The organism is Pseudomonas sp. S04 (assembly GCF_009834545.1).
GTDB lineage: Bacteria > Pseudomonadota > Gammaproteobacteria > Pseudomonadales > Pseudomonadaceae > Aquipseudomonas.
In genome coordinates this window covers 5,091,673-5,105,348 of record NZ_CP019427.1, presented here as the reverse complement: position 1 = coordinate 5,105,348, position 13,676 = coordinate 5,091,673, and the positions used below count along the sequence as shown (strand labels likewise).

General features: G+C 61.6%; 11 protein-coding genes. 9 read left to right on the top strand and 2 right to left on the bottom strand.

Going from position 1 to position 13,676, the window contains the following annotated elements; translation table 11 throughout:
- The 9 genes from murD (at position 1) to lpxC (ending at position 10,470) form a co-directional block, all read left to right on the top strand.
- Entirely contained in the window at positions 1-1,347 is a 1,347-nt protein-coding gene (gene murD / locus PspS04_RS22690) for a UDP-N-acetylmuramoyl-L-alanine--D-glutamate ligase (RefSeq protein WP_159997889.1), read from the top strand.
- Positions 1,344-2,561: a putative lipid II flippase FtsW gene (gene ftsW / locus PspS04_RS22685; RefSeq protein WP_159997887.1), complete on the top strand. Its 1,218-nt coding sequence runs from the start codon at positions 1,344-1,346 to the stop codon at positions 2,559-2,561. Before murD ends, ftsW begins: the two co-directional genes overlap by 4 nt.
- Positions 2,551-3,621 carry an undecaprenyldiphospho-muramoylpentapeptide beta-N-acetylglucosaminyltransferase gene (gene murG / locus PspS04_RS22680; RefSeq protein ID WP_159997885.1) on the top strand — a complete coding sequence of 357 codons (1,071 nt, stop codon included), beginning with the start codon at positions 2,551-2,553 and terminating at the stop codon, positions 3,619-3,621. Before ftsW ends, murG begins: the two co-directional genes overlap by 11 nt.
- A complete protein-coding gene (murC, locus tag PspS04_RS22675; protein WP_095168936.1) occupies positions 3,614-5,074 on the top strand; it encodes a UDP-N-acetylmuramate--L-alanine ligase in 1,461 nt (486 codons plus the stop codon). Before murG ends, murC begins: the two co-directional genes overlap by 8 nt.
- Positions 5,071-6,027, top strand: a complete 957-nt coding sequence (locus tag PspS04_RS22670) for a D-alanine--D-alanine ligase (protein WP_095168935.1) — start codon at positions 5,071-5,073, stop codon at positions 6,025-6,027. The genes murC and PspS04_RS22670 overlap by 4 nt, the downstream gene beginning before the upstream one ends.
- 4 nt (positions 6,028-6,031) lie before the next feature.
- The gene (locus PspS04_RS22665) at positions 6,032-6,898 is read left to right on the top strand and encodes a cell division protein FtsQ/DivIB (protein WP_095168934.1); all 867 of its coding nucleotides are present in this window, start codon (positions 6,032-6,034) and stop codon (positions 6,896-6,898) included.
- A 14-nt stretch (positions 6,899-6,912) separates the two neighbouring features.
- Entirely contained in the window at positions 6,913-8,175 is a 1,263-nt protein-coding gene (gene ftsA / locus PspS04_RS22660; RefSeq protein WP_095168933.1) for a cell division protein FtsA, read from the top strand.
- A gap of 74 nt (positions 8,176-8,249) precedes the next feature.
- On the top strand, positions 8,250-9,446 hold the full coding sequence (ftsZ, locus tag PspS04_RS22655) for a cell division protein FtsZ (protein WP_095168932.1): 1,197 nt from the start codon (positions 8,250-8,252) through the stop codon (positions 9,444-9,446).
- 112 nt (positions 9,447-9,558) lie between these two features.
- On the top strand, positions 9,559-10,470 hold the full coding sequence (gene lpxC, locus PspS04_RS22650; RefSeq protein ID WP_007939852.1) for a UDP-3-O-acyl-N-acetylglucosamine deacetylase: 912 nt from the start codon (positions 9,559-9,561) through the stop codon (positions 10,468-10,470).
- 71 nt (positions 10,471-10,541) lie between these two features.
- Here lpxC and PspS04_RS22645 read toward each other — a convergent pair whose 3' ends face one another.
- Entirely contained in the window at positions 10,542-12,050 is a 1,509-nt protein-coding gene (locus tag PspS04_RS22645) for a sensor domain-containing diguanylate cyclase (protein WP_095168931.1), read from the bottom strand.
- 277 nt (positions 12,051-12,327) lie between these two features.
- The gene (locus PspS04_RS22640; RefSeq protein WP_159997883.1) at positions 12,328-13,647 is read right to left on the bottom strand and encodes an OprD family porin; all 1,320 of its coding nucleotides are present in this window, start codon (positions 13,645-13,647) and stop codon (positions 12,328-12,330) included.
- Positions 13,648-13,676: the final 29 nt, after the last annotated feature.

Sequence of the window (13,676 nt, the reverse complement as noted above, 5' to 3'; positions counted from 1 at the left end):
GTGTCTCTGATCGCTTCTGACCACTTCCGCATCGTTGTCGGCCTCGGCAAGAGCGGCATGTCCCTGGTTCGCTTTCTGGCGAACCGGGGCGTGGCGTTCGCTGTGGCTGACACGCGGGACAATCCACCGGAGCTGGTCACGCTGCGCCGTGACTACCCGCACGTGGAAGTGCGTTGTGGCGAGCTGGATGTCGAGTTCCTGTGCCGTGCCGACGAGCTCTACGTGAGCCCCGGCCTGGCGCTGGCTACACCAGCCCTGCAGGCGGCGGCTGCCCGTGGCGTGAAGCTGTCCGGTGACATCGAGCTGTTCGCGCGTAACGCGAAAGCGCCGATCGTCGCCATCAGCGGCTCCAACGCGAAAAGCACGGTGACCACCCTGGTCGGCGACATGGCGGCTGCGGCCGGCAAGCGTGTGGCCGTGGGCGGCAACCTCGGAACGCCGGCGCTCGACTTGCTGAGCGACGATGTCGAGCTGTACGTGATGGAGTTGTCCAGCTTCCAGCTCGAAACCACCGATCACCTGGGCGCTGAAGTGGCCACCGTGCTCAACGTCAGCGAAGACCACATGGACCGCTACAGCGGCCTGCCTGCCTACCACCTGGCCAAGCACCGGATCTTCCGCGGCGCGCGGCAAGTGGTGGTCAACCGCCAGGACGCCCTGAGCCGGCCGTTGATGGGCGAGGGCCTGCCGTGCTGGACCTTCGGCCTCGGCAAACCTGACTTCAAGGCCTTTGGCCTGCGTGAAGAGAACGGCGAGAAATACCTGGCCTTCGAATTCACCAACCTGATGCCGGTGCGCGAGCTGAAAATCCGTGGCGCCCACAACCAGTCCAACGCCCTCGCGGCCTTGGCGCTGGGGCACGCCGTCGGCCTGCCGTTCGACGCCATGCTCGCCACCCTGCGTACCTTCGCCGGCCTCGAGCACCGCTGCCAGTGGGTGCGTGACCTGGACGGCGTGAGCTACTACAACGACTCCAAGGCCACCAACGTCGGTGCCGCCCTGGCGGCGATCGAAGGCCTGGGCGCCGACATCGACGGCAAGCTCGTGCTGATTGCCGGCGGCGATGGCAAGGGCGCTGAATTCAAGGACCTGCGTGATCCGGTCGCGGCAAACTGCCGTGCGGTGGTGTTGATGGGCCGTGACAGCGAGCTGATCGGCCAGGCCATCGGCGACGGTGTACCGCAGATTCGTGTCAACTCGCTGCTCGAAGCGGTCGCGCAATGCCGCGCCGTGGCCCAGCCCGGTGATGCCGTGCTGCTGTCGCCGGCCTGCGCCAGTTTCGACATGTTCAAGAACTACGAAGAGCGTGGGCACCTGTTCGCCCAGGCCGTGGAGGACTTGGCATGAACTTGAGAAACATCATCAAGCCTTACCCGTCGCCGATCATCACCGGGCGCGGTATCGACCTCGACTTCCCGATGCTTGCCGGGTGCCTGGCGCTGATCGGCCTGGGGCTGGTGATGATTGCATCGGCCTCCACTGAAGTGGCAGCCGTGCAGTCGGGCAGCGCCCTGTATTACATGATTCGTCACCTGATCTACGTCCTGCTTGGCCTTGGGGCCTGCATCGTCACCATGATGATTCCGATCGCCACCTGGCAACGCCTGGGCTGGCTGATGCTGATTGGTGCGTTCGGCCTGCTGGTGATGGTGATCATCCCGGGGATCGGCCGCGAAGTGAACGGCTCGATGCGCTGGATCGGCTTCAGTTTCTTCAACGTCCAGCCTTCGGAAATCGCCAAGGTGTTCGTGGTGATCTACCTCGCCGGTTATCTGGTGCGCCGGCAAAAAGAAGTGCGTGAAAGCTGGATGGGCTTCTTCAAGCCGTTCATCGTGCTGCTGCCGATGGCGGGCCTGTTGCTGATGGAACCGGACTTCGGGGCCACCGTGGTGATGATGGGCGCGGCGGCAGCGATGCTGTTCCTTGGCGGGGTCGGGCTGTTCCGCTTCTCCCTGATGGTGGTCCTGGCCGTGGCGGCCGTGGTGCTGTTGATTCAGGTGCAGCCGTATCGAATGGCGCGTCTGACCAACTTTGCCGACCCATGGGCAGACCAGTTCGGCGCCGGTTACCAGCTGTCCCAGGCCCTGATCGCGTTTGGTCGCGGTGAGTGGCTGGGGGTTGGCCTGGGCAACAGCGTGCAGAAGCAGTTCTACCTGCCGGAAGCCCACACCGACTTCGTGTTCTCGGTCCTGGCTGAAGAGCTGGGTGCCATTGGCTCGCTGTTCACCGTCGCACTGTTCACCTTTGTCTGCATCCGTGGCATGTACATCGGTTATTGGGCCGAGAAGTCCAAGCAGTTCTTCGCCGCCTACATCGCCTACGGCTTGTCGTTCCTGTGGATTGGTCAGTTCCTGATCAACATCGGGGTGAACGTCGGCCTGCTGCCAACCAAGGGCCTGACCTTGCCGTTCCTCAGCTATGGCGGCAGCTCGCTGGTGATCTGCTGTGCGTGCCTGGGGCTGTTGCTGCGTATCGAGTGGGAGAGTCGGACCCACCTGGGCAGCGAAGAGATGGAGTTCAAGGAGAGTGATTTTGCCGAGGAGCCAACCCATGGGCGCTAACGTGCTGATCATGGCGGGCGGCACCGGTGGCCACGTGTTCCCGGCACTGGCCTGCGCCCGCGAGTTCCAGGCGCGCGGCTACACCGTGCACTGGCTCGGCACGCCCCGTGGCATCGAAAACGAGCTGGTACCCAATGCGGGCCTGCCGTTGCACCTGATCAACGTCAGTGGCCTGCGCGGCAAGAGCAAGTTGTCCCTGCTCAAGGCACCTTTTGTGCTGCTCAAGGCGGTGTTCCAGGCGCGGGCGATCATTCGTCAGCTGAAGCCGGTGTGTGTCCTTGGTTTTGGCGGGTATGTCACCGGCCCTGGTGGCGTAGCAGCCAGGTTGGCCGGCGTGCCGGTGATCGTTCACGAACAGAATGCCGTGGCCGGTACCGCCAATCGGTTGCTGGTGCCCTTGGCCGCGCGAGTCTGCGAAGCTTTCCCGGACACCTTTGCTGCCCGTGGCAGCCGGCGGACCACCGGTAACCCGGTGCGCGCCGAGTTGTTCCTCGATACGCCGCGCCCGGCCCTGGCCGGACGCCAGGCGCGTTTGCTGGTCCTGGGCGGAAGCCTGGGGGCAGAACCCTTGAACAAATTGCTGCCTGAAGCCCTGTCGCAGGTTCCCGTCGAACTGCGCCCGGAAGTGTTCCACCAGGCTGGCAAAAACCACGATGAAGTGACTGCCGAGCGCTACCGCGCTGCCGGTGTCGAGGCGCAAGTGCAGCCGTTCATCAAAGACATGGCCCAAGCCTACGGCTGGGCCGACCTGGTGGTCTGTCGCGCAGGTGCGCTGACTGTCAGTGAGCTGGCTGCTGCCGGTCTGCCCTCGATGCTGGTGCCTCTGCCCCACGCGATCGACGATCACCAGACCCGCAATGCCGATTATTTGGCTCGTGAAGGCGCTGCCTTCCTGATGCCGCAAAGAACGACCGGCGCCGCAGAACTGGCTGCGCGCCTGACCGAGGTCCTGATGCAACCACAACGACTCAACGACATGGCTGGCGCAGCTCGTCGCCTGGCCAAACCGAATGCCACCCGTAACGTGGTCGATATCTGCCTGGAGGTGGTTCATGGTTGAGAATCAGAAAGCCATGCCGCAGCCGGAAATGCGCCGTATCCGTCGTATCCACTTCGTCGGCATCGGCGGTGTGGGCATGTGCGGGATCGCCGAAGTGTTGCTGAACCTGGGCTATGAAGTGTCCGGTTCCGACCTCAAGGCTTCCCCCGTGACGGAGCGCCTGGAATCCTTTGGTGCACAGATTTTCCTCGGCCACCGCGCCGAGAACGCCGCGAATGCCGATGTACTGGTGGTCTCCAGTGCCGTGAACACCTCCAACCCGGAAGTGGCGACCGCGCTCGAGCGCCGTATCCCAGTGGTGCCGCGTGCTGAAATGCTGGCCGAGCTGATGCGCTACCGCCACGGCATCGCCGTCGCCGGTACCCATGGCAAAACCACCACCACCAGCCTGATCGCCTCGGTGTTTGCCGCCGGTGGCCTGGACCCGACCTTCGTCATCGGTGGCCGCCTGAATGCAGCAGGTACCAATGCACAGCTCGGCACCAGTCGCTACCTGATCGCCGAAGCCGATGAAAGCGACGCCAGTTTCCTGCACCTGCAGCCGCTGGTGGCCGTGGTCACCAACATCGACGCCGACCACATGGCGACCTACGACGGCGACTTCAACAAGTTGAAGAAAACCTTCGTCGAGTTTCTGCACAACCTGCCGTTCTACGGTCTGGCGGTGGTGTGCCTGGACGATCCGGTGGTTCGCGAGATCCTGCCGCAGGTCAAGCGCCCAACCGTCACCTACGGTTTCAGCGAAGACGCCGACGTGCGCGCAATCAATGTTCGCCAGCAGGGCATGCAGACCTTCTTCACCGTGCTGCGCCCTGATCGCGAGCCGCTGGATGTGTCGGTGAACATGCCGGGCAACCACAATGTGCTCAACTCCCTGGCGACCATCTGTATCGCCACTGACGAAGGCGTCAGCGATGAAGCCATCGTCCAGGGCCTGTCGGGCTTCCAGGGTGTCGGCCGCCGCTTCCAGGTCTACGGCGAGCTGCCGGTCGAAGGCGGCAGCGTGATGCTGGTGGACGACTACGGCCACCATCCGACCGAAGTGGCCGCGGTGATCCAGGCTGTGCGTGGTGGCTGGCCGGAGCGTCGCCTGGTGATGGTCTACCAGCCGCACCGTTACAGCCGCACTCGTGACCTGTATGACGACTTCGTCAATGTATTGGCCGATGCCAACGTGCTGCTGCTGATGGAAGTCTATCCGGCCGGCGAAGAGCCGATCCCGGGCGCCGACAGCCGCAAGCTGTGCAACAGCATTCGCCAGCGCGGCCAGCTTGACCCGATCTACATCGAGCGCGGCGTCGACCTTGCGCCGCTGGTCAAGCCGTTGCTGCGTGCCGGTGACATCCTTCTGTGCCAGGGCGCCGGTGATATCGGTGGCCTTGCACCCAAATTGTTGAAAAGTTCGTTGTTCGCAGGTGCCGTTGCCGCGCCTAGCGAGGGGAAGTTGAAATGACTGCAGCCTACGCCAACCTGTTCTCGACTATCGCCCCGCAAGACTTCGGGCGTGTCGCCGTGCTGTTCGGTGGCAAGAGCGCCGAACGCGAAGTCTCGCTGAAATCCGGCAATGCGGTGCTCAGTGCCCTGCAGAGCGCCGGTGTGGATGCGTTCGGGATCGACGTCGGTGACGACTTCCTGCAGCGCCTGCTCGATGAAAAGATCGACCGTGCGTTCATCATTCTCCACGGTCGTGGCGGTGAAGACGGCAGCATGCAAGGCCTGCTCGAGTGCCTGGGCATTCCGTACACCGGCAGCGGCATCCTCGCTTCAGCCCTGGCCATGGACAAACTGCGCACCAAGCAGGTCTGGCACACCTTGGGTATTCCGACCCCGCGTCACGCCGTGCTGAGCAGCGAAGCTGATTGTATTTCGGCAGCGACGGAACTGGGCTTCCCTTTGATCGTCAAACCGGCGCATGAAGGTTCAAGTATCGGTATGGCCAAAGTGACATCAGCGTCTGAATTGACCGACGCCTGGAAAGCGGCCAGTACCTACGATTCGCAAGTGTTGGTCGAGCAATGGATTCAAGGTCCGGAGTTCACCATCGCCACGCTGCGCGACCAGGTGTTGCCGCCGATCGCCCTGGGTACGCCGCACACTTTCTACGACTACGACGCCAAGTACCTGGCTTCCGATACCCAGTACCGGATCCCGTGTGGCCTCGACAGTGCCAAGGAACAAGAACTCATGGACCTTACGGCGAAAGCCTGTGAGGCGCTGGGTATCGCCGGTTGGGGACGGGCTGACGTGATGCAGGACGCCGAAGGGCAGTTCTGGTTCCTCGAAGTCAACACCGCACCGGGCATGACCGATCACAGCCTGGTGCCGATGGCGGCCCGGGCAGCCGGCCTGGATTTCCAACAGTTGGTGTTGGCGATCCTGGCTGCAAGCATTGAGCCGCGAGGGTAAGTCCATGCAAGGCGCCCAGCTACGTCATCAGCCACCCGCTCCCGGCCGCAAGCCGGTACCGCGGGGTGCCAGCCGAATGGTGGCCAAAGAGCCGATGTCGGTGCGCCTGCCGAAAGCCAATTTTGGTTTTCTCAAAGCGGTGTTCTGGCCGGTGCTGCTGGTGGCGTTGGGGTTCGGTACCTATGAGGGTGCCCAGCGCCTGATGCCGTACGCGGACCGCCCGATCACCAAGATCAACGTGCAGGGCGACTTGAGCTACATCAGCCAGCAAGCGGTACAGCAGCGGATCGCCCCCTACGTGGCGGCGAGCTTCTTCACCATCGACCTGGCGAGCATGCGCACCGAGCTGGAACAGATGCCCTGGATTGCCCACGCCGAAGTGCGTCGCGTCTGGCCTGACCAGGTGGTGATTCGCCTGGAAGAACAACTGCCCGTGGCCCGTTGGGGTGACGAGGCCTTGCTGAATAACCAGGGCCAGGCGTTTACCCCGCGTGAACTGGCCAATTACGAACATTTGCCACAGTTGTTCGGCCCGCAGCGGGCCCAGCAGCAAGTGATGCAGCAGTATCAGGTGTTGAGCCAGATGCTTCGGCCACTGGGTTTCTCCATCGCCCGGCTGGAGTTGCGTGAACGCGGCAGTTGGTTCCTGACCACAGGTGCCGGCAGTGCGGGGCCGGGGATCGAGTTGTTGTTGGGCCGCGGCAACCTGGTGGAAAAGATGCGCCGCTTCTTTGCCATCTACGACAAGACGCTTAAAGAACAGATTACGAACATTGCGCGCATCGACCTGCGTTATGCCAACGGCCTTGCCGTCGGCTGGCGGGAACCTGTAGCGCCCACGACGGCCCAACCCGCCGTCGCGAAGAATTGAGAAGAGGCAGGACCATGGCAAACGTGCAAAGCGGCAAAATGATCGTCGGTCTGGATATCGGTACCTCCAAGGTGGTGGCACTGGTAGGCGAGGTCGCGGCCGATGGCCAACTGGAAATCGTCGGGATCGGTACCCATCCTTCCCGCGGCCTGAAGAAGGGCGTGGTGGTGAACATCGAGTCCACCGTGCAGTCGATCCAACGCGCCATCGAAGAAGCGCAACTGATGGCCGGTTGCCGGATCCACTCGGCGTTCGTCGGCGTGGCGGGTAATCACATCCGCAGCCTGAACTCCCACGGCATCGTCGCGATCCGTGATCGTGAAGTCAGCTCCGCCGACCTCGAGCGTGTGCTCGATGCTGCCCAGGCAGTGGCGATCCCGGCCGACCAGCGGGTCCTGCACACCTTGCCGCAGGACTACGTGATCGATAACCAGGAAGGCGTGCGCGAGCCGCTGGGCATGTCCGGCGTGCGCCTGGAAGCCAAGGTCCACGTGGTCACCTGCGCGGTCAATGCGGCACAGAACATTGAAAAATGCGTGCGCCGCTGCGGCCTGGAAATCGACGACATCATCCTCGAGCAACTGGCTTCGGCGTACTCGGTACTGACCGATGACGAGAAAGAGCTGGGTGTGTGCCTGGTGGACATCGGTGGCGGTACCACCGACATCGCGATCTTCACCGAAGGCGCGATCCGCCATACCGCGGTGATCCCGATTGCCGGTGACCAGGTGACCAACGATATCGCCATGGCGTTGCGCACCCCGACCCAGTACGCCGAGGAAATCAAGATTCGCTACGCCTGCGCCCTGGCCAAGCTGGCCGGTGCCGGTGAAACCATCAAGGTGCCAAGCGTTGGTGACCGTCCGCCTCGCGAGCTGTCCCGCCAGGCCCTGGCCGAAGTGGTCGAGCCGCGTTACGACGAGCTGTTCACCTTGATCCAGGCTGAACTGCGTCGCAGCGGCTACGAAGACCTGATCCCGGCCGGCATCGTGCTGACCGGTGGCACGTCGAAGATGGAAGGCGCGGTGGAACTGGCCGAAGAGATTTTCCACATGCCAGTCCGCCTGGGCGTACCCCATGGCGTCAAGGGCCTGGACGATGTAGTACGCAACCCGATTTATTCAACCGGTGTTGGTTTGCTGATGTACGGCCTGCAAAAGCAGTCCGACGGCATTTCCTTCTCGGGGATCAGCAGCAGCCGCGATAGCTACAGCAACGAAGAGGCCAAGAGCCCGTTGCTCGACCGCATCAAGAGCTGGGTCCAGGGCAATTTCTAAAGATTTACCGCAACACCGTTACAAGCAGTAGGCGCAGTAGGCGAAAAAAACTAGAGAATTGAAGGAGAGGGAAAATGTTCGAACTCGTAGACAACATCCCCGCAAGCCCGGTCATTAAAGTCATCGGTGTTGGCGGAGGCGGCGGCAACGCTGTCAATCACATGGTCAAGAGCAACATTGAAGGCGTTGAGTTCATCTGCGCCAACACTGATGCCCAGGCGCTGAAAAGCATCAGCGCGCGGACCATCCTGCAACTGGGCACCAGCGTAACCAAAGGCCTGGGCGCCGGCGCGAACCCTGAAGTCGGTCGTCAGGCCGCCATGGAAGACCGTGAGCGCATCGCCGAAGTACTGGCGGGCACCAACATGGTGTTCATTACCACCGGCATGGGTGGTGGTACCGGTACCGGTGCTGCACCTGTAATCGCCGAAGTGGCCAAGGAAATGGGGATCCTCACCGTTGCGGTGGTGACCCGTCCGTTCCCGTTCGAAGGTCGCAAGCGTATGCAACTGGCCGACGAAGGTATTCGTCTGCTGTCCGAAAGCGTCGACTCGTTGATCACCATTCCCAACGAGAAGCTGCTGACCATCCTCGGCAAGGACGCCAGCCTGCTGTCGGCTTTCGCCAAGGCTGACGACGTGTTGGCCGGTGCCGTGCGCGGTATCTCCGACATCATCAAGCGTCCGGGCATGATCAACGTCGACTTCGCCGACGTGCGTACCGTGATGAGCGAAATGGGCATGGCGATGATGGGCACTGGCTGCGCCAGCGGTCCGAACCGTGCACGTGAAGCGACTGAAGCGGCCATCCGCAACCCGTTGCTCGAAGACGTCAACCTGCAAGGTGCGCGTGGCATCCTGGTGAACATCACCGCCGGTCCTGACCTGTCCCTGGGTGAGTACTCCGACGTGGGTAGCATCATCGAAGCCTTCGCTTCCGAACACGCGATGGTCAAGGTCGGTACCGTTATCGATCCAGACATGCGCGACGAACTGCACGTGACCGTTGTTGCTACCGGTCTGGGCGCGAAAATCGAGAAGCCGGTCAAGGTCATCGACAACACCGTCCACACTTCCATGACCAGCGCCCCGGCTCCTTCTGCCGCTGCCGCACGTCCGGAAATGCCGTCGGTGAACTACCGCGACCTGGACCGTCCAACCGTGATGCGCAACCAGGCTCAGGCCGGCGCAGCGGCGGCGGCAAAGCTCAATCCGCAAGACGATCTGGATTACCTGGACATCCCGGCATTCCTGCGTCGTCAGGCCGATTGATGAAATGTATCAGGCGTATTAAGTTGATTGGTGTTCAGCAAAGGTCTGGTCTGCTATTATCGCCAGCCTTTGTTGATACCAGTTCGCACTTTGCGCTGAAGCGGCCCATGCCATGATTAAACAACGCACCCTGAAGAATATTATCCGTGCCACAGGTGTCGGCCTGCACTCCGGGGAGAAGGTCTACCTGACCCTCAAGCCTGCACCTGTCGACACTGGCATTGTGTTTTGTCGTGCCGATCTCGACCCTGTGGTGCAGATTCCTGCTCGCGCAGAAAACGTTGGCGAAACCACTATGTCGACCACTTTGGTCAACGGTGACGTCAAAGTGGACACGGTGGAGCACTTGCTCTCGGCCATGGCTGGCCTGGGCATCGATAACGCCTACGTCGAGCTCTCCGCGTCCGAAGTGCCAATCATGGATGGTAGCGCTGGACCTTTTGTATTCCTGATTCAATCGGCTGGCCTGGAAGAACAGGATGCCGCCAAGAAGTTCATCCGTATCCTGCGTGAAGTGACAGTGGAAGATGGCGACAAGCGCGCCACTTTTGTCCCTTTCGAAGGTTTCAAGGTGAGCTTCGAGATCGATTTCGATCACCCGGTGTTTCGTGACCGCACCCAAAGTGCCAGCGTGGATTTTTCCAGCACTTCGTTCGTAAAAGAAGTCAGCCGCGCCCGGACCTTTGGTTTCATGAGTGATATCGAGTACCTGCGCAAGCACAACCTCGCACTCGGCGGTAGCGTTGAAAATGCCATCGTGGTCGATGCGGACGGTGTATTGAACGAAGACGGCCTTCGCTACGAAGACGAATTCGTCAAGCACAAGATCCTCGACGCCATTGGCGACCTCTACCTGCTGGGCAATAGCCTGATTGGTGAGTTCAAGGGCTTCAAGTCCGGCCACGCACTGAACAACCAGCTTCTGCGCAAATTGATTGAGCAGACAGATGCTTGGGAAGTCGTGACTTTTGAAGACGCCAGCACTGCTCCGATCTCTTACATGCGCCCAGTTGCGGCAGTGTAAGTAAAAACCTCTCTAGTTTTTAAAGGCTGCCTTCGGGTGGCCTTTTTTTATGCCTGGCGCAAATACCGGACCTACTCCTGCGCACTGACCACGCAGTTGCGTCCCCGGTGCTTGGCCTGGTACAGCGCCTTGTCAGCGGTGTACATCAGGTTTTCCAGGCTCTGGTTCGGTTGCCCCGTGGAGGTACTGAGGCCGATGCTGACGGTCATGGGCGATTCGTCGGCGGCAAAGGGCGGTAGTCGTTCGACCGCCGCACGAATATTTTCAGCGATGCGCAGTGCACCGGCGGTATCGGTTTCCGGCAGCACCGCGGCGAACTCTTCGCCGCCATAGCGTGCAGCGAGATCAGCCGGGCGGCGGATGTTTTCGCTGATGACCCTGGCCAGCACGCGCAACGCATCATCCCCGCCTTGATGACCATGCCGGTCATTGAAGGCTTTGAAGTGATCGGCGTCGATCATCAGCACCGACAGCGGTTTCCCCGAGCGATGGGCACGCGACCATTCGCGATTCAATACCGTATCCAGGGTGCGGCGGTTGGCCACTCCGGTGAGCGAATCAATGGCCGCCTGCTGGGCGAGCTCCTGCTCGGCGTGCTGGCGCAAACGCAGCTCGCGACACAGCAGTAGGGCCAGCCACATCAGGCCGATGCACAGCACACCGGTGGCGCCACTGATCACATAGGCGGTGCGTTTCCAGGTGGCGAAGACTTCGTCCATGGACAGCGCCACGATCACCGTCAATGGCAGATTGCCGACGCGCGAGAAGGTGTACAGGCGATTGCGGTGGTCCATGCTTGAGACACTGCTGAAACTGCCTGTGCCTTCGCGCATGATTCGAACCACATTGGGGCGGTTGCCGAAGCTCTTGCCGATGCTGTTGTCACGCAGCATGGGTTTTTGCGCGAGCAGAATACCGTCCTTGTCGAGCACATTGAGGGTGCTGTCGTTGCCGATGTTCAGGCTCTTGAACAACTCGTCGAAATACGCGAGACGCATGGACGCCACGGCCACGCCGAGAAACTCGCCGGAGGGTGAAGAGATGCGCCGGCTGAAACTGATGCGCCACTGCTCGCTGTCGGGGCACTCACAGCGGGGTTTGAAAGGACGGCTGATAAACATCCCGGTGTCATCGTTGAACGCATGAGCCAGGAAGTAATCACGGTCGGCGAAGTTCCCCGGCTTCGGGGTCACCAGGGAGGAGTCGGCGATCACGTTGCCATACTTGTCCAGCAACAGCAGGTCGCCTTTGAAACGTGCGGTGCTGGAGCGATCGAACAGCACCAGGTGACGGATCTGTGCCGACACCTGTTGCAGGTCGTCACGCTGGGCGGCGGCAATCAGGCCTTGCAGTGACAGGTCATAGAGTTCGACGTTGCGCAGCACATCCGCGTCGATCAACTGCACGATATTGGTCGCGCTCCGAGTCGCCGCCTGCATCGCGTTGGCGTGCTCGCGTATCAGCAGGAAAGTGACGATGGCGATGATGGCAATGACGGTCAGCGAACTGCCCAGAATCAGCATGAACTCGGGGCGGCGGGTGTTACCCGTCAAGTGGAGGTGCGTACGGCTTGCACTCATGGTTCTGATTTCTGCAGAGGGACATCATCAGCGTAGTTCCCGAACGGACCGGGCGGCATTGCAGATATCAGTTCGTTGATCGTTAGCTTGATTGCATATATAGATCCCAGGCGCAAAAAACGCCAGCCCCGCGATGAAGCATTATGTAGGAGCGAGCTTGCTCGCGATGGACGTGAACGAAAACGCACGAATGCCGTGAACACCCGGCACTCTGCGGTTCATCGCGAGCAGACGGAGGGCCGCCCGGCTCATTCCCATAGGTATGCGCAGACGTGCCTTAGAAAACGTTCAGCGGGTAGTCGAGGATCACCCGGTACTCATCGGTGTCGTTGTCCAGTGCGCCATAGCCGTTGCCACCCCGGTTGGTTGCCCATTGCAGGCGCACGGCGAGATTTTTCGCCGTGCCGTCCTGGACCACGTACTGCAGGTCGAGATCGCGCTCCCAGTGTTTGGCGTGCTGGCCGTCCGCGTTGTACCAGGCGCCATAGCCGGGGCTGTGCGGATCGACTTTGCGCAAGTCGAGGGTGCCGCGCGAATAGGACAGGGCCGAGGTCAGGCCGGGCATGCCCACAGCGGCAAAATCATAGGCGTACTTGAGCTTCCACGAGCGCTCGTTGGGGCCGTTGAAGTCCGAGTATTGCTGCGAGTTGTCGAGGTAGACGCTGTCGCCCTGGGCGATGTAGTCAAACGGGGTATTACCGTTCACCCGCTGGTACGCCGCCGTGAGGCTGTGATTGCCGACACCGAGGGTCAAATGCAGGCTGTAGGTGTTGTTGTCGATCGCCCCCAGCAGCGCTTCGCCGCTGTCCTGGGTGTGATAGTAGTGCAGGCCAGGGGTCAGGCTGACGTGCTCGTTTAGCGCGTAGCGGTAGTCGAGGTCGTAGTAGTACTGGTTCCACACGTCCTTGAGCTCGGAGGCGTACAGGCTGCTGCTAAGCCCTGGCACCGCGCTCCAGGCCACGCCGGCCCAGTTCAGGTGGCGGCTTTCGTCACCCTCGGCCAAGGTCCCGTAGGCAGTGCCGATGCGCTGGTGCCCGCTCTGGTTGTACGGCTTGGTGAAACTGGCCTGGCCACCTTCGAGCAGCCAGCCGTTGAAGCTGTGGTTGCTCAGGCTGACGCCGCGAAAGGTCTGCGGCAACATGCGGCTCATGCCGCCGGCGATCACCGGGTTATTGAGGAACAGGTCACCGGCCTTGAGCTCCGTGTCCATGGCGCGCATTTTCAGGGTCGCGCCGCTGGTGGAAAACGACCCCGGGGCTTTGCCGTTGCCATCGCCGGTCGGCAGGATGCTGGAGCCGTCGGTGCCGCCCCCGCCATCGAGTTTCAGCCCGAGCATGGCATTGGCGTCCAGGCCAAAACCCAGTGGACCCTGGGTGTAACCCGACTCGAATTGTCCGAGAAAACCCTGGCCCCACTCGATGTTGTCATCAGCCTGCTGCAGGCGATTGCGGTTCATGTAGTAGTTGCGGGCACTGAGGTTGAGGCTGGAACCCTCGACAAAACCTTCGTGCGGGGAGTTTTCGGTGGCCTGGGCGGCGGTGGGGATCGTTGCGGTGATTGCAATGAACAGAGGGCACAGTTTGACGGTGATACTCACGTGGGGTACAGCTCCTTGGCGCAATGACC